At 72.1% G+C, this 18,518-nt stretch carries 17 protein-coding genes; 7 read left to right on the top strand and 10 right to left on the bottom strand.

Features of this window, described 5'->3' with window-relative positions:
• Positions 1–13 precede the first annotated feature (13 nt).
• The 7 genes from AB0J53_RS35645 to AB0J53_RS35615 all read right to left on the bottom strand — a co-directional run bounded on the left by AB0J53_RS35645 (position 14) and on the right by AB0J53_RS35615 (position 9,052).
• Positions 14–1,387: a M28 family peptidase gene (locus AB0J53_RS35645; protein WP_364180460.1), complete on the bottom strand. Its 1,374-nt coding sequence runs from the start codon at positions 1,385–1,387 to the stop codon at positions 14–16.
• Positions 1,388–1,451: 64 nt separating this feature from the next.
• A complete protein-coding gene (locus AB0J53_RS35640) occupies positions 1,452–3,764 on the bottom strand; it encodes a M4 family metallopeptidase (RefSeq protein ID WP_364180458.1) in 2,313 nt (770 codons plus the stop codon).
• A 100-nt stretch (positions 3,765–3,864) separates the two neighbouring features.
• The gene (locus tag AB0J53_RS35635) at positions 3,865–4,836 is read right to left on the bottom strand and encodes a LysR family transcriptional regulator (protein WP_364180456.1); all 972 of its coding nucleotides are present in this window, start codon (positions 4,834–4,836) and stop codon (positions 3,865–3,867) included.
• Between the two features lie 42 nt (positions 4,837–4,878).
• Positions 4,879–5,571 (bottom strand): gamma-glutamyl-gamma-aminobutyrate hydrolase family protein, encoded by a 693-nt coding sequence (locus AB0J53_RS35630; RefSeq protein ID WP_364180454.1) that lies wholly within the window; start codon positions 5,569–5,571, stop codon positions 4,879–4,881.
• Positions 5,568–6,332: a 3-oxoacyl-ACP reductase gene (locus tag AB0J53_RS35625; RefSeq protein ID WP_219510409.1), complete on the bottom strand. Its 765-nt coding sequence runs from the start codon at positions 6,330–6,332 to the stop codon at positions 5,568–5,570. The genes AB0J53_RS35630 and AB0J53_RS35625 overlap by 4 nt, the downstream gene beginning before the upstream one ends.
• Before the next feature lie 3 nt (positions 6,333–6,335).
• Positions 6,336–7,679, bottom strand: a complete 1,344-nt coding sequence (locus AB0J53_RS35620; protein WP_364180451.1) for an aldehyde dehydrogenase family protein — start codon at positions 7,677–7,679, stop codon at positions 6,336–6,338.
• 2 nt (positions 7,680–7,681) lie between these two features.
• Positions 7,682–9,052 carry a glutamine synthetase family protein gene (locus AB0J53_RS35615; protein ID WP_364180449.1) on the bottom strand — a complete coding sequence of 457 codons (1,371 nt, stop codon included), beginning with the start codon at positions 9,050–9,052 and terminating at the stop codon, positions 7,682–7,684.
• Positions 9,053–9,127: 75 nt separating this feature from the next.
• Between AB0J53_RS35615 and AB0J53_RS35610 the strand changes: the two genes are divergently transcribed.
• From AB0J53_RS35610 to AB0J53_RS35585, 6 genes are all read left to right on the top strand, one after another.
• Entirely contained in the window at positions 9,128–9,856 is a 729-nt protein-coding gene (locus AB0J53_RS35610; protein WP_246646142.1) for an FCD domain-containing protein, read from the top strand.
• Positions 9,857–9,901: 45 nt separating this feature from the next.
• Positions 9,902–10,657 carry a hypothetical protein gene (locus AB0J53_RS35605; RefSeq protein ID WP_364180446.1) on the top strand — a complete coding sequence of 252 codons (756 nt, stop codon included), beginning with the start codon at positions 9,902–9,904 and terminating at the stop codon, positions 10,655–10,657.
• 11 nt (positions 10,658–10,668) lie between these two features.
• On the top strand, positions 10,669–10,983 hold the full coding sequence (locus AB0J53_RS35600; protein WP_364180444.1) for a hypothetical protein: 315 nt from the start codon (positions 10,669–10,671) through the stop codon (positions 10,981–10,983).
• A 248-nt stretch (positions 10,984–11,231) separates the two neighbouring features.
• Positions 11,232–12,938 (top strand): ABC transporter ATP-binding protein, encoded by a 1,707-nt coding sequence (locus AB0J53_RS35595; RefSeq protein ID WP_364180442.1) that lies wholly within the window; start codon positions 11,232–11,234, stop codon positions 12,936–12,938.
• Positions 12,939–12,992: 54 nt separating this feature from the next.
• Positions 12,993–14,657, top strand: coding sequence for a urocanate hydratase (gene hutU / locus AB0J53_RS35590; RefSeq protein ID WP_364180440.1), 1,665 nt, complete (start codon positions 12,993–12,995; stop codon positions 14,655–14,657).
• 49 nt (positions 14,658–14,706) lie between these two features.
• Entirely contained in the window at positions 14,707–15,540 is an 834-nt protein-coding gene (locus tag AB0J53_RS35585) for a MurR/RpiR family transcriptional regulator (protein ID WP_219510415.1), read from the top strand.
• Here the strand turns inward: AB0J53_RS35585 and AB0J53_RS35580 are convergent.
• From AB0J53_RS35580 to AB0J53_RS35570, 3 genes are read right to left on the bottom strand one after another with little or no spacing between them, the layout of a single operon-like run.
• Positions 15,520–16,269: an ABC transporter permease gene (locus AB0J53_RS35580; RefSeq protein WP_364180438.1), complete on the bottom strand. Its 750-nt coding sequence runs from the start codon at positions 16,267–16,269 to the stop codon at positions 15,520–15,522. The genes AB0J53_RS35585 and AB0J53_RS35580 overlap by 21 nt on opposite strands.
• Positions 16,266–17,219, bottom strand: a complete 954-nt coding sequence (locus AB0J53_RS35575) for an ATP-binding cassette domain-containing protein (protein ID WP_364180436.1) — start codon at positions 17,217–17,219, stop codon at positions 16,266–16,268. The genes AB0J53_RS35580 and AB0J53_RS35575 overlap by 4 nt, the downstream gene beginning before the upstream one ends.
• Before the next feature lie 8 nt (positions 17,220–17,227).
• Positions 17,228–17,767 carry a PadR family transcriptional regulator gene (locus AB0J53_RS35570; protein ID WP_219510418.1) on the bottom strand — a complete coding sequence of 180 codons (540 nt, stop codon included), beginning with the start codon at positions 17,765–17,767 and terminating at the stop codon, positions 17,228–17,230.
• 54 nt (positions 17,768–17,821) lie between these two features.
• Between AB0J53_RS35570 and AB0J53_RS35565 the strand changes: the two genes are divergently transcribed.
• Positions 17,822–18,508, top strand: coding sequence for an SDR family oxidoreductase (locus AB0J53_RS35565; RefSeq protein ID WP_364180433.1), 687 nt, complete (start codon positions 17,822–17,824; stop codon positions 18,506–18,508).
• The last annotated feature ends 10 nt before the right edge of the window (positions 18,509–18,518 follow it).

The following is an 18,518-nucleotide window of genomic DNA, read 5'->3' as shown; positions in this document are numbered from 1 at the left end:
TGTCCAGGAGGGATCAGACGCGCGCCCACAGCGCGGGCACGTTGGTCGGCTCCCAGCCCGGCAGGCTGGTGTGCGCCTGCAGGCATCTGTAGCTGGAGCCCTGGTAGGTGACGACGTCCCCGGCCGCGTACGAGGTGTACGCCACCCAGGTGCCGCCGCCCGTGTCGCCGGCCACGGTGAGCGAGAACGAGGCCGACCGGTCGGCGCTCGCCCCGTCGCCGTTGACGCCGATCGGGTAGGTGCCCGGCGCGGTGCCGGCGGTGGTGGCGATCGTGACCGTGGACGACTGGCCCGCGGTGATCGTCGCCGGGCTGAACGTGACGCTGACGCCGGCGGGCACGCCGCTCGCCGAGAGCGTGACGCTCTGCGCCTGCCCGGAGCTGACCTGGGTGCTCACGGTCGTGGTGGCCGTGCCGCCCGGGTCGACCGACGCCGACGCCGGGTTCACCGAGATCGTGTAGTCGTCGGCGGGCGGGTTCTCCGAGCCGACCGCGAGCTTCCACAGCGCGTGCGCGATGGCGTCGGTGTTGCGGTCGAGCGCGGTGGTGTTGACGTTGGCCGGGTAGGTGTCGCACGCCCGGTGGTAGCAGCTGTCGAACGGCGCGTTCGCGGTGCCGCCCCACTTGGCCGCCTGGGCCGCCGTCTTGATCGCGCCCGCTCCGGTGGCCAGGCCGCCGACCCGCACCCCGGCGTTCTTGAACGAGGCGTGGTCGCTGCGCCCGTCACCCTCGCGGTCGGGGTCCGGCTGGACGCCGATGGAGGTGAAGTACTCGGTGAACGCCTGCCGCAGCGTGGCGTCGTCGTCGTAGACGAAGTAGCCGGCGTTCCTGGAGGAGATCATGTCGAAGTTCAGGTACGCCTCGACGCCCTGGGCGCCGCCGTTCTGCACGTAGTAGCGGGAGCCGACGAGGCCCTGCTCCTCCGCGCCCCACCAGCCGAAACGCACGTGCTTGGTGAGCGTCGGGTTCCTGGCGGCCAGCGTGAGCGCGACCTCCAGCAGCGCCCCGGAGCCCGAGGCGTTGTCGTTGATGGCCGCTCCGGCGCTGACGCCGTCGAGGTGCGCGCCGAGCATGAGAACCGGGCCGGCCGGACCGCCTCGCCAATCGGCGATCAGATTGCTGCCGCCGCTGAAGCTCTGCACCCGGGTGGTGTACCCGGCCGCGTCGAGCTTGCCCCTGATGTAATTCAGCGAGGCGGTGAAGCCCGGCCGGCCCGAGGCCCGATTGCCTCCGTTGGCGTTGGCGATCTGCTGGAACTGGGCCAGATGCGCCGTCACGTTGGAGATCGGGATGTCCGGGGCGGTCTCCGCGACGGCGTTGGCCGTCTGCGGCTGTAAGAAGGTCAGCGTCAGCGCGAGCGTCGCGACTGCGCCCAAGGTGAGTTTCACGGTGTCCCGCCTGTCTGAGAAAAGGGGGGCGGCCACCCCGGCGTGGCCGCCCGGTCTTGAGGGGTCAGATCCGCTGCCAGAGAGCAGGCACCAGGTTCGGCTCCCAGCCGGGGAGGCTGGTGTGCGCCTGGAGGCATCGGTAGCTGGAACCCTGGTGGGTGACGACGTCCCCGGCCGCGTACGGGGTCCACGGCGCCCAGGCGTCGCCGCCCTGGTCACTGCCCACCGTCAGGGTGAACGTGGCCGTGCGGTCGACGCTGGCGCCGTCGGCGTTCAGCGTGATCGGGTACGTGCCCGGCGTGACGCTCGCCGTGGTGGCGACCGTGACCGTGGACGACTGGCCGGAGTTGATCGTCTGCGGGCTGAAGGTCACGGTGACGCCGGCGGGCGCGCCGCTCGCCGTCAGCGCGACGCTCTGCGCGTCGCCCGAGGTGATCTGGGTGGCCAGCGTGGTCGTGGCGGAGCTGCCCGGCTGCACCGACGCCGAGGACGGGGTCACGGTGACGGAGAAGTCGTCGGCGACCTCGCCGAGCTGCAGGTTGTAGGTCGCGGTCCGGTCCACGTCGGCGCCGTCGGCCGTCACGGTGATCGCGTGGGCGCCCTGCGGGCTGTTGGCGGAGGTGGTCAGCGTGAGCGTGGAGCTCTGGCCGGCCTGGATGGTGGCCGGGCTGAAGGAGGCGGTGACGCCCGAGGGCAGGCCGCTCGCCCGCAGCGTGATCGACTGCGCGGAGCCGCTGGTCACGGTGGTGCCGACGGTCGTGGTGGCCGTGCCGCCCGGCTGCGTGCTGCCGGAGGCGGGGTTCAGCGTCATCGAGAACTCGTTGCCCTGGTTGCAGGGCTGCTCGCCGGCCTGCGGGCGGACGTTGATGCCGTCCCAGGCGGCCTTGACGACGTTGTACTCGGCGCAGCCGGTGTAGAGCGTCCTTGCGGCGTTCAGCGTGGCGACGCGGGCCTTGGCGTGCGTCCACGGCTGCGTCTTGGCGTTGAGGCCGGTCATGAAGATCTCGCCGGCCTTGCGGATGCCGATGCCGGTGATCGCGCCGCCGCCGTCACAGCGGGTGCTGGCGGGCTTGCCCGCCGGGTTGGTGCCCTCGGCGACCAGGTAGAACCAGTGGTTCTGGGGCCCGGCCGCGGCGTGCACCTCGGTGTTCGGGATCTGGGCGCTGTAGCAGTTGGGGTGGTTGAGCGCCTGCGGGTTGTACATGTTGCGGATCGGGCCGTTGCCGGCCAGGTTGACCTTCTCGCCGACCAGGTAGTCGGCCGGGTCGCTGGCGTTGTTCGCGTACGCCTCGGTCAGGGCGCCGAAGATGTCGCCGGTCGACTCGTTCAGGCCGCCGGCCTCGTTGCCGCTGCCGGCGCCGCCGCCGCCGGAGAACTGGAAGACGCCGTGCCCGAACTCGTGGGCGACCACGTCGATGGAGGTGAGCTGGGAGCTGCCGGCCTGGTTGCGGCCGAAGTTGGCGTAGGAGCCGTACCAGTAGGCGTTGACCGCCGACAGGCCCACGCGCGCCGGGTAGCCGCCGCCCGAGCCGTTGACGCCGTTGCGGCCGAGCCACTCGCGCATCATGTCCCACTGCTTCTGGGCGCCGTAGAGGGCGTCCACGCAGGCGGTCTCCATGTTGGTGCCGCTGCCGTTGCCCCAGGTGTCGGTGGTCTTGGTGAACGGCTGGCCGTTCTGCCCGCCGCACTGCACGCCGGGACGGTTCGGGTCGCGCATCGTGTAGGACGGCGTCGTGTCGATGGAGACGTTGCCGACGTGGTGGCCGTTGCCGGTGCCCGCCCTGACCTCGTCCCAGGAGTCGACGACCTTGCCGGTGCGCGCGTCCACGAACACGTGGAGGATGCTCGGGCGGTCGGCGGCGGTGACGACGACCTCCCAGGTGAGCTTCGGCGTCGCGGTGGCGGCGTGTACGACGAGCTTCGGCGTGGCGACGCTGGCCGCCTCGGTGCCGAGGTGCTTCCTGGCGGCGACGGCCGCGGCGGCCGCGGTGACGCGGGCCTTGACGCTCACGTCGATGGTGGCGCGCTGGCCGGTGGTGACCGTGTTGACGACCGCGCCGGACTCGTCGGTGCCCACGACGACGTCGCCGCCGTAGACGGGCAGGCCCTGGTGGGTCCGGGAGTAGGTGAGGAACTGCAGGCCGCGCACGCCGGTGACGGCGGACGAGAGCGTGAACTCGTCCTGCGCCGCCGCCTTGAGCGCCGCCGGCTCGGCGAGCATGAGGCTGGTCGCGGTGGTGAGCGCGTTGCGGCGTTCGTCCGGACCGGGGGGATCGGCCACCTGCATCGCCTGGGCGCTGGTGGCGCCCGCGAGCGTGCTGGTGATCAGGGCTAACGCGAGCGTGGCGGCAGCCCCCAACCTGAGTCTGGGGTTCACTCTCTGGCTCCTACGGGGGTGTGGAGTGGAAGAGCCCCGGCCGGCTGGGGTCACTCAAACCATGCCACCGCCAGTACGAAAACTGGTACCCAACATTTTCCTATAACGTCACGCTATGGCCATGATCAAGTGGCCCGTGGCGCTTCAACCAGGTCCGATAGGCGGGCGCCCGCACCGACTCCGCCCAGTACGTCTTCCGCACGGCGTGGACCAGGTCGGCCGCGGTCGCGGCGAGCGGGCCGCGGGCCGACCAGCCCAGCAGGTGCCGGAAGCGCAGCGGGGTCCCGGCCAGCGGGCGCAGCGTGACCCGGCCCCGGGGCGGCGCGGTCGCCTGGAAGAGGCCGACGCACCGGTCCTCGGAGATCAGGTCGAGCGCCACGTCGAGGTTGACGCCGTAGGACATGCGGGGCTCGAAGCCGCGCTCGGCGCAGGCGGCCCAGAAGTGCTCGCGCGGGCCCGCCTCGATCAGCGGCGGCAGCGCCCAGTCGGCGTCCGCCAGGTCGGCCAGCTCCACCTCCTCCTGCGCGGCCAGCGGGTGGTCGTGTGCCAGGCCCACGAACAGCGGCTCGGTGGCGACCACCGCGTAGACCGCGCCCTGCGGCGGCGACAGCTCGTGCCCCGGGTAGTCGTCCAGCGTGGCCAGCTCGATCCGCTCGGCGGCCAGCAGGCCGGGCAGCGGGTCCAGCGACTGCTCGGTGCGCAGGCTGACGTCGGCGTCGGGGAGCAGCGTGCGCAGGCTCTTGGCCACGTAGATCGCCAGCCGGGTGGGCGCGCAGCCGACCCGGATGCGGGCGTGCCCGGCGGCCTCGGCGCGGCGCAGGGTGTCGCGTTCCAGTTCCTCGAAGGCGGGCAGCAGCGACCGCGACCTGACCAGCAGCCACGCGCCGAGCGGGGTGGGCGTCGCGCCGTCCGGCCCGCGCTCGAACAGCGTGCCGCCGAGGCGCCGTTCGATCCGCTGGAGCTGGGCGGCCAGGGCGGGCTGGGACATCCCCAGGGCGCCGGCGGCGCGGGAAATGCTGCCGGTGTCGGCGATCGCGCACAGCACCCGGAGGTGGCGCACCTCGAGTTCCACGCTTCGAGCTTAAAAGTAAAGAAGCTTTCCAGTAAGGCCCAATCAGGGACAGGCCGCGACCAGAGCCTCGAACAGCTCGCATCCCGTGGCCGCCTCCGGGTGCCACTGGACCGCCACGGCGAACGGGTGGGAGTCCAGTTCGACGGCCTCGACCGTGCCGTCGTCCGCCGTGGCCGTCACCGCCAGCCCGGCCGCCAGGCGGTCCACGGCCTGGTGGTGGTAGTGCGGCACGTCCACCGGGCCGTCGCCGAGCGCCTTCGCCACCCGGCTGCCCGCCACCGGCCGGACCGGCGACCACCCGAACGCGCCCGGCGCGGGGGAGTGGCCGGTGTGCCCGACGACGTCCGGCAGATGCTGGTGGAGCGTGCCGCCGAGCGCCACGTTCAGCACCTGGAGCCCCCGGCACACGCCCAGGAACGGCAGCCCGGCATCCAGCGCCGCCGACAGCAGCGCGAACTCCGCCTCGTCGCGGAACTCCCGTACGTATCCTGTCCGCTCGTCCCGCGGCGCGCCGTAGCGCGCCGGGGCGATGTCGCCGCCGCCCGCCACGATCAGCCCGTCCAGCCGCGTGACCAGCTCGGCGGGCGCGCCGGCGGGCGGCAGCACGACCGGCTGGCCGCCCGCCCGCGCGATCTGCTCCACGTACGCGTACGGCAGCAGCGCCGCCGTCGTCTCCCACACCGTGTAGCGCGCGGGCTCGACGTAGCAGGTGACGCCGATGACCGGACGGCTCACAGCGGCGTCACGTACGCGCCGGAGATGCCGCCGTCGACCAGGAACTGCGACGCGGTGATGAACGAGGCGTCGTCGCTGGCCAGGAAGGCCACCGCGGCCGCGATCTCCGACGCCTCGGCGAAGCGCCCGATCGGCACGTGCACCAGGCGGCGCTGGGCGCGCTCCGGGTCCTTGGCGAACAGCTCCTGGAGCAGCGGCGTGTTGACCGGCCCCGGGCACAGCGCGTTGACCCGGATGCCCTCGCGGGCGAACTGGACGCCGAGCTCGCGCGACATCGACAGCACCCCGCCCTTGGAGGCGGTGTAGGAGATCTGCGAGGTGGCCGAGCCCATCACCGCGACGAACGAGGCCGTGTTGATGATCGAGCCCTTGCCCTGGCGGCGCATGTACTCCAGGGCGTGCTTGCAGCACAGGTAGACGCTGGTCAGGTTGACCTCCTGGACCCGGCGCCAGGCGTCGAGGCCGGTCTCCAGGATGGAGTCGTCGTCCGGCGGCGAGATGCCCGCGTTGTTGAACGCGACGTCCACGCTGCCGTAGGTCTCGAACGCCGTGCGGAACAGCCGCTCGACGTCCTCCTCGCTGGTCACGTCCGCCTTGACGAACAGGCCGCCGACCTCGGCCGCGGCCTTGACGCCCGCCTCCTCGTCGATGTCGGCGCACACCACGCGGGCGCCCTCCTGGGCGAACCGGCGCGCGGTGGCCAGGCCGATGCCGCTGCCCGCCCCGGTGATGACGGCGACGCGGTCCTGCAAACGCTGCATGCGCTACTCCGTGGATATGAAGACGTTCTTGGTCTCGGTGAAGGCCGTCAGGGCGTCGGGGCCCAGCTCGCGGCCCAGCCCCGACTGCTTGAAGCCGCCGAACGGGGTCCAGTGGCGTACGGACGAGTTGGAGTTCACCGACAGTGTGCCCGCCTCGACCGCCCTGGCCACGCGCAGCGCCCGGCCGACGTCGCGGGTCCAGATGGAGCCGCTCAGGCCGTAGCGGGTGTCGTTGGCGACGCGCACCGCCTCGGCCTCGTCGGCGAACGGGACGACCGACACCACCGGGCCGAAGATCTCCTCGGTGAACGCCCGGTCCGTCACCGCCGGCGTCAGCACCGTCGGCGGGAACCAGAAGCCCTTGCCCTGCGGGCAGGAGCCCTGAAGGTACGGCTCGGCCTCGACGAAGCCGCTGACCCTGGCCAGGTGCTCGGCGCTGATGAGCGGGCCCATCTCGGTGGCCGGGTCGAGCGGGTCGCCCACGCGCACGGCGAGCACGGCCCGGGACAGGCGCTCCAGGAACTCGTCGTACACCTCGGCCTGGACCAGGACGCGGGAGCGGGCGCAGCAGTCCTGGCCGGAGTTGTCGAAGACGGCGTACGGCGCGGCGGCGGCGGCCTTCTCCACGTCGGCGTCGGCGAAGATGATGTTCGCGGATTTGCCGCCCAGCTCCAGCGTGAGGCGCTTGACATGGCGCGCCGCCTTGGCGGCGATCTCCTTGCCCACCTCGGTCGAGCCGGTGAACACGATCTTGGCCACGTCCGGGTGCTCGACCAGCCGGGCGCCCGCGACCTCGCCCGCCCCCGGCAGCACCTGGAGCACGCCCTCGGGCAGCCCCGCCGCCAGCGCCAGCTCGGCCAGCCGCAGCGCCGTCAGCGGCGTCCACTCGGCCGGCTTGACGATCACCGTGTTGCCCGCCGCCAGCGCCGGGGCGACGCCCCAGCTCATGATCAGCATCGGGAAGTTCCACGGCACGATCACGCCCACCACGCCCAGCGGCTCCTGGAACGTCACGTCCACGCCGCCCGCCACCGGGATCTGCTTGCCGTGGTTGCGCTCCGGCGCGGCGGCGTAGAAGTGCAGCACGTCGCGGACGGCCCCCGCCTCCCAGCGGGCGTTGCCGATCGGGTGGCCGGAGTTGGCCACCTCCAGCAGCGCCAGCTCCTCGGCGTGCGCGTCCACCACGTCCGCGAACGCGCGCAGCAGCCGCGCCCGGTCTCCCGGCGCGACCTCACGCCAGGCCGCCTGCGCCTTCCTGGCACGCTCCACGGCCAGGTCCACCTCGGCGGCCCCGGCGAACTCGACCTCGGCGACGACCTCTTCGGTCGCCGGATTGATGATCCGCATGCTCACATCCGCTCGAAACCTCGGAACAGCTCCCAATCGGTCACCGCCGCGTCGAAGGCGGCCAGCTCCACCCGGGCGTTGTTCGCGTAGTGCGCCACCACGTCCTCGCCGAACGCCTCCCTGGCCGGCTTGGACCCCTCGAACAGCGCCAGCGCGTCCCGCAGCGTGGCGGGCACCGTCTGCGCGCCGGAGGCGTAGGCGTTGCCCTCGAACGCCTCCTCCAGCTCCAGCCCGCCGTCGATCCCGTGCAGCCCCGCCGCCACCATCGCCGCCACCGCCAGGTACGGGTTCACGTCGCCGCCCGGCACCCGGTTCTCGATCCGCAGCGACGGCCCGTGGCCCACCAGGCGCAGCGCGCAGGTCCGGTTGTCCACGCCCCACTTGACGGCCGTGGGCGCGAAGCTGCCGGGCACGAAGCGCTTGTAGGAGTTGACGTTGGGCGCGTACATGAGGGTGAGCTCGCGCAGGCAGGCGAGCTGACCGGCGACGAACGCGCGGCCGAGCTGCGACAGCCCGTGCGGGCCCGCGCCCGCCATGACGAGCTCGCCGTCGAGGCCGCGCAGCGACAGGTGGATGTGGCAGGAGTTGCCCTCGCGCTGGTTCGGCTTGGCCATGAACGTGATCGCCTTGCCCTCCTGGGCGGCGATCTCCTTGGCGCCGTTCTTGTAGATGGCGTGGTTGTCGCAGGTGACGAGCGCCTCGGCGTAGCGGAAGGCGATCTCGTGCTGGCCCAGGTTGCACTCGCCCTTGGCCGACTCGACGTACAGGCCGGCGCCCTCCATGCCGAGCCTGATCCGGCGCAGCAGCGGCTCCACGCGGGCGGTGCCGAGCAGGGAGTAGTCGATGTTGTAGAGGTTGGCGGGCGTCAGGTCGCGGTAGGCGCGCCGCCACGCGTCCTCGTAGGTGTCGTCGTAGACGACGAACTCCAGCTCGGTGCCCACCTGGGCGCACAGGCCGCGCTCGGCCAGGCGGGCGAGCTGTGCGCGCAGGATCTGGCGCGGCGAGGCCGTCACGTCGGCGCCGCCCTCCCAGGCCAGGTCCGCCATCAGCATGGCGGTGCCCTCCTGCCAGGGGACCCGCCTGAGCGTCGACAGGTCGGGCTTCATCACGAAGTCGCCGTAGCCGCGCTCCCAGGACGACATCGCGTAGCCGGCGACGGTGTTCATGTCGACGTCCACGGCGAGCAGGTAGTTGCAGCCCTCGGAGCCGTGGTGGAGCACCTCGTCCAGGAAGTAGCGGGCCGACAGCCGCTTGCCCTGGAGCCTGCCCTGCATGTCGGCGACGGCGAGCAGGACCGTGTCGATCCGCCCCGCGGCCACCTCGTCCCGCAGCTCGCCAACGGCGAGGAACCCGGCCCGCTCGTTCACGCCCATCCCGCTTTCCCGTTGATTGGGCTAGTCTCAGACCATTGATGTGTATAGCGGGATCATCTGTCAAGACCTGAGGACATGTTGGACGAGTCGGCGCGTTTGATGACGGTGCTGCGCCCGGTGCGGGCCGGCAACGCCTTCGAGGAAACCGTGGAACGGCTCCTGCAGGCGATCAAACTCGGCGTGGTCGCCCCGGGCGAGAAACTGCCGCCCGAGCGCGAGCTGGCGGTCCGGCTCGGCATCAGCCGCGTCACGCTGCGCGAGGCCATCCGCGCCCTCCAGGAGGCCGGCTACCTCGACGTGCGGCGCGGCCGTTACGGCGGGGCGTTCGTCACCTACGTGCCGCCCCGGCCCGCCGACGGCGACCTGCGCCGCGTCGTCGCCGACATGGGCACCGCCGACCTGACCGACGCGCTCACCTTCCGCATGGCCGTCGAGTGCGGCGCCGCCCAGGTGCTCGCCGGGACCCCGCTCACCGCCGACCGGCGCGCCGTGCTGGAACGCCGCCTGGCCGACCTGAACGCGGCCTCGCTGGAGGACTACCGGCGCCTCGACACCGCCTTCCACCTGTCGATCGCCGAGCTGACCGGCTCCCCGCTGCTGGCCGCTGCCTGCGCCGACGCCCGGCTGCGCGTCTCCGACCTGCTCAACGCCATCCCGATGCTCCAGGTCAACCTCGACCACGCCGCCACGCAGCACCGCGCCATCGTGGCCGCCGTCGTCGCCGGCGACCCGGACGCGGCCCGCCGGGCGGTCGCCGAACACCTGGAGGGCACCGCCGCGCTTCTCCGGGCATTCCTCTCCTGACGGACACTCCACTCGGGGAGAGCTCGTAGAGTCTCTTTCAAGGTCATGGCGAACTGGTTCGAGCACAGCATCATCGCGACAGGACGGCTTCCGCTGTTCTGCTTCTTCGTCGCGCTCATCGTCACGTTCATCGCCACCCGCATCAACGTCCGGCTCATCCGGGCCAAGATCGGCTGGTTCCGCAACGTCAACGTGGGCGAGATGCACATCCACCACGTGGTCTTCGGCGTCATCCTCATGCTGGTGGGCGGCGTCGCCGGGCTGATCGTCTCCGGCGGCTCCCAGACCGGCTACGCCGTGGCCGCCTCCGTCTTCGGCATGGGCTCGGCGCTCGTCCTCGACGAGTTCGCGCTCATCCTGCACCTGCACGACGTCTACTGGGAGGAGGAGGGCCGCACCTCGGTCGACGCGGTCTTCATCGCCATCGCGATCACCGGCCTGCTCCTGACCGGCCTGCGCCCCCTCGTCTGGGACTACGCCCTGCCGATCAGCCCCGTCCCGCTGATCGCCGCCCACCTGGCCATGGTCGTCATCACCCTGCTCAAGGGCAAGATCTGGACCGGGATGGTGGGCATGTTCGTGCCCATCCTGCTCGCGGTCGGCGTCGTCCGGCTGGCCCGGCCCGGCTCGCCGTGGGCGCACTGGTTCTTCGCCGGGCGCTCGCCGCGCAAGCTCGCCAAGGCGATCCGGCGCGAGGAGCGCTGGCGGCGTCCCGTCATCCGGGCCAAGATCGCCTTCCAGGAGTTCCTCTCGGGCCGCCACGACCTCCCGTCCACCCGCCGCGCCCGCCGCCTCCCGTGACCCCCGGCGGCGTGGGGCCCCTGGTGCTGGCGCTGCACGACCGGGGGCTCGCCGAAGACCTGGCCGCCGTGGCCGCGCTCGCCGGGCGCTGGAGCTTCCGCGAGCTCGAGGCGCACGCGCGGGCGCACGACGCCGCGTTCGGCCTGGACGAGCTGATCATGCGGCTGGAGTACGCCGAGTTCATCCCCGACGACGAGTACGCGCCACACGGTGACGGGCCGGCCGTCCGGCGGTTCGCCGCGGCCTGGGTGGAGGACGTCAAGCTGCGGCGCGCCGACGACGGGGACGCCGACCACGACTGGCCCGACACCCCCGACCTCGACTAGATCACCGTCCCGCCCCTCCTCGGCTCCGCCCCCCGCCCCCGCCTCTCCGCGGCCCCGCCCTCTGCCCTGCCTCCGTCCCCGCCTCTCCTCGGTTCCGGGCGCGTGCGTTCCCGTGGGGTGTTCTCCTCCTCAGGGAGGAGGCGTCAATCAAAGTTGACATACTTTGGTCGTCAATTTAGGTTGACCGGTGCGGATTCCGCTCCGTCGTTCGTTGGGGTTTTTCGGGATATGTCGCGAGAGGAGATCGCGTGATCAAGGAGTTGCTCGCTTACCTGCGACCGCACAGGGGCATCCTGGTCGTGGGCGGGGTGCTGGGCCTGATCGGCTCGGCGGCGGGCCTCGCGATGCCGCTGCTGGCCAAGTACGTGGTCGACGCGTTCGGCGAGAACGCCTCCATGGCCGGGCCGCTCATCGGGCTGACCGTCGCGGTGCTGGTCGGAGCCGTCGTGTCGGCCGGTGGCAGTTATCTGATGGAGCGCACCGGCGAGGGCATCGTGCTGGGCGCCCGGCGCAGGCTGGTCGACCGGATGCTGCGCCTGCGGGTCGCCGACGTCGACCGGCTCAAGCCCGGCGACCTGCTGTCGCGGGTGACCGGCGACACGACGCTGCTGCGCGCGGTGCTGACCAACGGCGTGGTCGACTCGGTCAGCTCGGTGTTCATGCTGGTCGGCGCCGTCGTCATGATGGCCACGATGGACGGCGTGCTGCTGCTGGTCACGCTGCTCGTGATCGTGGTGATCGGCGGGCTGACCGGGCTGGTCATGCCGAAGATCCAGCGGGCCCAGAAGGACGCGCAGGAGGCCGTGGGCGAGATGGGCGCGGTCCTCGACCGGGCGCTGCAGTCCTACCGCACGGTCAAGGCCAGCGGCGCCGAGGAGCGGGAGATCGGCGTCGTCGCCGAGGCCGCCGAACGCGCCCGTGATCGCGGTCTCCAGGTCGCGGGCTGGACCTCGCTCGCCGGGGTCGCCACCTGGATGGCCGTGCAGATCGCCTTCCTGGCCGTGCTCGCCGTCGGCGGCGCCCGCGTCGCCGCGGGCACGCTGGAGGTCTCCTCGCTGATCGCGTTCCTGCTCTACCTGTTCTACCTGGTGGCGCCGATCGGCCAGCTCGTCGAGGGCGCCGTCCAGCTCCAGCAGGGCCTGGCCGCGATGAAGCGCATCCGCGAGATCGAGGACCTGCCCGGCGAGCCCGTCGGCGCCGTCCCGGCGAGCGACGCGCGCCCGCTCGGCGTCCGCTTCGACGACGTCGTCTTCTCGTACGGCGAGGACCGGCCGGTCGTGCACGACGGCGTCACGTTCGAGGTGCCGCCCGGCGGCCTCACCGCGCTCGTCGGCCCGTCCGGCGCGGGCAAGTCCACCGTGTTCGCCCTGCTCGAACGCTTCTACGAGCACCAGGGCGGGACGATCACGCTGGACGGCCGGGAGATCCGCGACTGGCCGCTGGCCGAGCTGCGGGCCGCGCTCGGCTACGTCGAGCAGGACGCCCCCGTGCTGGCCGGCACGCTGCGCGAGAACCTGCTGTTCGCCGCCACCGACGCGACCGAGGAGGAGCTGCTCCGCGCCGTCGCACGCACCCGGCTCGACGACCTGGTGGCCCGGCTGCCCGACGGGCTCGACACCGCCGTCGGCCACCGCGGCGTGCTGCTGTCCGGCGGCGAGCGGCAGCGGGTCGCGATCGCCCGCGCGCTGCTGCGCAAGCCCCGGCTGCTGCTGCTCGACGAGGCCACCTCCCAGCTCGACGCGGTCAACGAGCTGCGGCTGCGCGAGGTCATCGCCGAGGTGGCGACCGAGACGACCGTGCTCGTCATCGCGCACCGGCTGTCCACCGTGACGAACGCCGACCGGATCGTGGTCATGGAGGGCGGCGGCGTCCGCGCGGTCGGCACCCACGACGAGCTGGTCGGACAGGACGGCCTCTACCGGGAGCTCGCGGCCACCCAGTTCCTCGTGACCTGAGCCGTTGTACTCTTCGGGTGACAAAGGTGAATGTGTTCATTCAGGAGGGTCACCATGGGCCGCACCGTCCGCGCGCCGCGAGGCGCCACGCTCACCGCCAAGGGCTGGCCGCAGGAGGCCGCCCTCCGCATGCTCCAGAACAACCTGGACCCCGAGGTCGCCGAGCATCCGGAGGAGCTGGTCGTCTACGGCGGCTCGGGGCGGGCGGCGCGTGACTGGCCCTCGTTCGACGCGCTGGTCAGGACCCTCACCACGCTGGAGGGCGACGAGACGCTGCTCGTGCAGTCCGGCCGCCCGGTCGGCGTCTTCCGCACCCACGAATGGGCGCCCCGCGTCCTCATCGCCAACTCCAACCTGGTGCCCGACTGGGCCAACTGGGAGGAGTTCCGGCGGCTGGAGGCGGCCGGGCTGACCATGTACGGGCAGATGACGGCAGGCTCCTGGATCTACATCGGCACCCAGGGCATCCTCCAGGGCACCTACGAGACGTTCGCGGCCGTCGCGGCCAAGCGGTTCGGCGGCTCGCTGGCCGGCACGATCACGCTGACGGCCGGGCTCGGCGGCATGGGCGGCGCCCAGCCGCTGGCCGTCACCATGAACGGCGGCGTGGCCATCTGCGTCGACTGCGACCCGCGCTCGGTCGAGCGCCGCATCGAGCACCGCTACCTCGACGTCCGCGCCGGCTCCCTCGACGAGGCGCTGGAGCTGGCGTACGAGGCCCGCGACGCGCGCCGCCCGCTGTCGATCGGCGTGGTCGCCAACGCCGCCGACGCCCTGCCCGACCTGCTGGCCAGGGGCGCCGAGATCGACATCGTGACCGACCAGACCTCCGCCCACGACCCGCTGATGTACCTCCCGTCCGGCGTGGCGTTCGAGGACATGGCCGGCGAGCGCGACAAGGATCCGGCGGGCTTCACCGGCCGGGCCCGCGAGTCGATGGCCCGGCACGTCGAGGCCATGGTCGGCTTCCAGGACGCCGGGGCCGAGGTGTTCGACTACGGCAACTCCATCAGGGGCGAGGCCAAGCTGGCCGGCTACGAGCGGGCCTTCGACTTCCCCGGGTTCGTGCCCGCGTACATCAGGCCGCTGTTCTGCGAGGGCAAGGGCCCGTTCCGGTGGGCGGCGCTGAGCGGCGACCCGGCCGACATCGCCGCCACCGACCGCGCCATCCTGGAGCTGTTCCCCGAGAACGAGCCGCTGGCCCGGTGGATCAGGAAGGCGGGGGAGAAGGTCCACTTCCAGGGGCTGCCCGCGCGCATCTGCTGGCTCGGCTACGGCGAGCGCGACCGGGCCGGCGAGCGGTTCAACGACATGGTCGCCACCGGCGAGCTCAGCGCGCCCGTCGTGATCGGGCGCGACCACCTCGACAGCGGCTCGGTCGCCTCCCCGTACCGCGAGACCGAGGCGATGGCCGACGGCTCCGACGCGATCGCCGACTGGCCGCTGCTCAACGCCATGCTCAACACCGCGTCGGGCGCCTCCTGGGTGTCCATCCACCACGGCGGCGGCGTCGGCATCGGCCGCTCCATCCACGCCGGGCAGGTCACCGTCGCCGACGGCACCGCGCTCGCGCGGGAGAAGCTCAACCGCGTCCTCACCAACGACCCCGGCACCGGCGTCATGCGTCACGTCGACGCCGGTTACGAGGAGGCGGCCGCGGTGGCCGACGAGCGGGGCGTCCGCATCCCCATGCGCGAGCGTCCCGAAGCGGGAAAGTGAGTTTCCCGTTACGGGATGAGATTGCCGTGGCCGCGGTGTTGGAGGAGGCGTGACGGGCGCATACCACGGCGGGCTGGACGGGCTGCTCGACGGCCGGAGGCTGTCACCGGTGCAGCGCAGGATCGCCCACTACCTGTCGGAGCACCTCGAAGAGGCGATCTTCCTGTCCAGCGTCGAGCTGGCCGAACGGTCGGGCGTGAGCCAGCCGTCGGTGACGAGGTTCGCGATGGTGCTGGGGTTCGCCGGCTACCCGGAGCTGCGGCAGGCGCTGCGCCCGCTGGTGCTCGGCGCCCCCGCCGAACGGCCGCAGGAGAGCCTGATCAAAGGGGCCATCGACCGGGAGATCCGCAACCTGTCGCTGGTCCGCGACCGGCTCGGCAGCCTGCCGCTCAAGGAGCTCGGCGCGTCGCTGGCCGCCGCCGAGCCGCTGCCCGTGCTCGGGCTGCGGGTCTCGGCGGGGCTCGCCACCACGTTCGCCTACTACACCCGGCGCATCCACCCTGACGTCCGGCTGCTCACCCACGGCGGGTCCGAGCTGGCCGACGGGCTGCACGCGGCGCGCCGGGCCGGTGCCGAATGGCTGGTGGCCGTCGTGCTGCCGCGCTACCCGGCCGAGGTCATGCAGGCGCTGGAGTACGCCGGGAAGCTCGGCTACCGGGTGGCGGCGATCTGCGACCGGGCCGACTTCCCCGCCGAGGTGGTGCTCGACGCGCCCGTCGGCGACCGGCTCGTGTTCGACTCGCACGCCGCCCCGCTCGCCCTGGCGATGGCCCTGGTGGAGGCCATGGCCGACGCCGCGCCGCTGCGCACCCAGGCGCGGCTGGAGGAGTACGAGCGGATGACGGACGAGACCGGCACGTTCCTAACCGGCGATCCGTCGTAGCGAGCGCACCGACCAGGTGACGGTCAGCGCCGCCAGGCCCAGCATCACGGCGAACGCCAGCGGGATCGACAGGTCCGTCAGGTCACCGGCGAACAGCGCCCGGCCGGCCTCGACCGGATGGTAGAAGGGCGTGAACCAGGCGACCCGCTCCAGCCAGTCGGGGCCCAGCGCCATCGGCAGCAGCGCGCCCGACAGCAGCATCAGCGGCAGCGCGAAGAACTGCATGATCTGCCCCATCGCGTTCTCGTCCTTCAGCCCGAACGCCAGCCCGTACGCCACGCCGGAGGAGAACAGCCCCGTGACGCCGAGCAGCAGCAGCATGAGCAGCAGCCCGGCCACGCCGATGCGCAGGCCCATGAGCGCCGCGATGAGGATCACCACGAGCGACTGCGCCATCAGCACGGCCACGTCGCGCAGCATCCGGCCGAGCACGATCGCCGGCCGCCACGTCGGCGTGACCGCGATCCGCTCCAGCACGCCGCTGCGCATCTCGTAGATCGTCCCGTACGCGACGCTCATCGAGCCGAACAGCGCCGTGATGACCAGCATGCCCGGCGCGAACGAGGTCAGCGCCCGGCCGACGTCGCCCCCGGCTCCCATGCCCGCGTACAGCGGGCCGAACAGCAGCAGGTACATCACCGGCTGCATGATGCCGAACAGCGGCCAGATCGGGTTGCGCAGCGTGCCGCGCATCTCGTGGCCCAGGAAGAGCGCGGTGTCCCTGATCACGCGGCCACCCCCGTGTCACGCAGGGACCGGCCCGTCTTGGCCAGGAAGACGTCGTCGAGCGTCGCCCGGTCGAGCGAGACGGACGTGATGCCCAGCCGCTGCTCCTCCAGCGTGCGCAGCAGCACCGGCAGCGTGTGCTCGCCGTCGTCCACGTACACGCGCAGCACGTCGTCGTCCACGCGGGTGTCCTTGGCCAGCGGCGCCAGCGTGCCGGCCGCCCGCTCCGGCTCGGCCAGCCTGAGCGTCACCACGTCGCCGGACACCTCGCGCTTCAGCTCCGCCGGGGTGCCGTCGGCGACGACCACGCCGTGGTCGACGATCGCCAGCCGGTCGCAGAGCGCGTCGGCCTCCTCCAGGTAGTGGGTGCTGAGCAGCACGCTGGTGCCGCCGTCGCGCAGCTCCCTGATGCGGTCCCACAGGTTGGCGCGGTTCTGCGGGTCGAGGCCGGTGGTCGGCTCGTCCAGGAACAGCAGCGGCGGCGTGTGGACCAGGCCGAGGGCGATCGACACGCGCCGCTTCTGGCCTCCGGAGAGGGTACGGCCCGGCCGGTCGGCGATCTCCGCCAGGCCGAACCGCTCCAGCACCGCGGCGGTGGCCTTCTCCGGCTGCGGCACCCCGTACAGCCTGGCCGCGAAGACGATCTGGGTCCGCGCGGTGTTCTGCTCCTCGACGCCGCCGTTCTGGCTCACGTAGCCGAGGTTGCGCCGGACCATCGCCGGCTCACTGAGCAGGTCGTGGCCGGTGATCGTGGCGGTGCCCGCGTCGGGCCTGATCAGCGTGGCGAGCATCCGGATCGTCGTGGTCTTGCCGGCGCCGTTGGGGCCGAGCACGCCGTAGATCTCGCCGGCCTTCACCTCCAGGTCCACGCCCCGGACGGCCTCGACCGTCTGGGGGCCTTTGCGGCTCTTGGTGGTGAAGGTCTTCTTTAACCCATGTGCCTGAATGATCATGCTTCTCCCTAGGGAAGCTCGTCGTCTTCCACCTTCCGCATCGCCTGCTGGCACCATTCGAGCTGCGCGCGCAGCGTGCCGATGTTGAGCTTGAGGTTCTCGTCGATGTGGCGGGGGGCGCCGTAACGCTGCTTGGCGCCCAGCGCCCGCTCGGTCGTCGCGATGCCCAGCTTGAGCTGCTCGATCCTGTTCTCCATGGCGGCCAGGATCTGGGACTTCTCGAGCCGGTCGAGATAGGTGACCGCCACCTGGAACGGGTCGACGATCGGCTGGAGCTCGTGCCAGGTCTGCATCAGCAGCCGGTGGAACTCGAACCGGCCGTCCTCCGTCAGCTGATAGACCGTGGAACCGCCCTTGCCGCCCTCGACCACCTCCAGCAGGCCCTCGTCGGCCATCTTGCCGAGACCGTGGTAGATCGAGCCGAACTTGACGTTGGCCCAGGTGTCGGTGCCCCACGTCTCCAGGTGCCTGCGCACCTGATAGCCGTTGAGCGGGCCGTCGAGGAGGGTGCCGAGGATGAGGATGCGGGTCGTGGATGCTGTGGACACATTCAAGTTTGTATTCAAATTTGAGTGCCTGTCAAGCGTGAGAGGCTTCCCGTCATGAGCGAACGACCGACGGCCCTGGTCACCGGGGCCTCACGCGGGGTGGGCGCGGCCGTGGCCCGGGCCTTCGCCCCGACCCACCACATCATCCTCGGCGGCCGCGACCGCGACGCGCTCTCGGCGCTGGCCGCCGAGCTGCCCGGCGCGCGGGCCTGGCCGGTCGAGCTGACCTCCGTCACCGAGGCCGACGTCGCCGGGATCGACCGGCTCGACGTGCTCGTCCACAGCGCCGGCCTCACCCGGCTCGGCCGCATCGGCGACCTGCCCGCCTCCGTGTGGCGCGAGACCATGGAGCTCAACCTGTTCGCGGTCGCCGAGCTCACCCGGCTCCTCCTGCCCGCCCTGCGCCGCGCCCGAGGCCACGTGGTCTGCGTCAACTCCGGCGCCGGCCAGCGCGCCAACCCCGGCTGGGCCGCCTACTCGGCCAGCAAGTTCGCGCTGCGCTCGTTCGCCGACGCGCTCCGCCTCGAAGAGCCCGAGCTGCGCGTCACCACCGTCTACCCCGGGCGCATCGACACCGACATGCAGCGCGGCGTACGCGAGCAGGAACACGGGGCGTACGAGCCCGAGAAGTACCTCACCGCGCAGAGCGTCGCCCGCGCCATCCACGCCGCCTGCACCGCCGGGCCCGACGCGCACCTCACCGAACTCACCCTCCGGCCGAGCGCGGGACCCCTCACCTGACCGCCTGAAT

Source organism: Nonomuraea sp. NPDC049725 (assembly GCF_040674795.1).
GTDB classification, from domain to species: Bacteria; Actinomycetota; Actinomycetes; order Streptosporangiales; family Streptosporangiaceae; genus Nonomuraea; species Nonomuraea ceibae.
This window is presented reverse-complemented; position numbering and strand designations above follow the sequence as displayed.

Bases quoted from the DNA above. Each gene is read 5' to 3' on its own strand.
- AB0J53_RS35565 (WP_364180433.1), top strand. From the start codon at position 17,822: ATGAGCGAACGACCGACGGCCCTGGTCACCGGGGCCTCACGCGGGGTG.
- AB0J53_RS35605 (WP_364180446.1), top strand. From the start codon at position 9,902: ATGGCGAACTGGTTCGAGCACAGCATCATCGCGACAGGACGGCTTCCG.
- AB0J53_RS35575 (WP_364180436.1), bottom strand. From the start codon at position 17,219: ATGATCATTCAGGCACATGGGTTAAAGAAGACCTTCACCACCAAGAGC.
- hutU (WP_364180440.1), top strand. From the start codon at position 12,993: ATGGGCCGCACCGTCCGCGCGCCGCGAGGCGCCACGCTCACCGCCAAG.
- AB0J53_RS35615 (WP_364180449.1), bottom strand. From the start codon at position 9,052: ATGGGCGTGAACGAGCGGGCCGGGTTCCTCGCCGTTGGCGAGCTGCGG.
- AB0J53_RS35625 (WP_219510409.1), bottom strand. From the start codon at position 6,332: ATGCAGCGTTTGCAGGACCGCGTCGCCGTCATCACCGGGGCGGGCAGC.
- AB0J53_RS35620 (WP_364180451.1), bottom strand. From the start codon at position 7,679: ATGCGGATCATCAATCCGGCGACCGAAGAGGTCGTCGCCGAGGTCGAG.
- AB0J53_RS35610 (WP_246646142.1), top strand. From the start codon at position 9,128: ATGTTGGACGAGTCGGCGCGTTTGATGACGGTGCTGCGCCCGGTGCGG.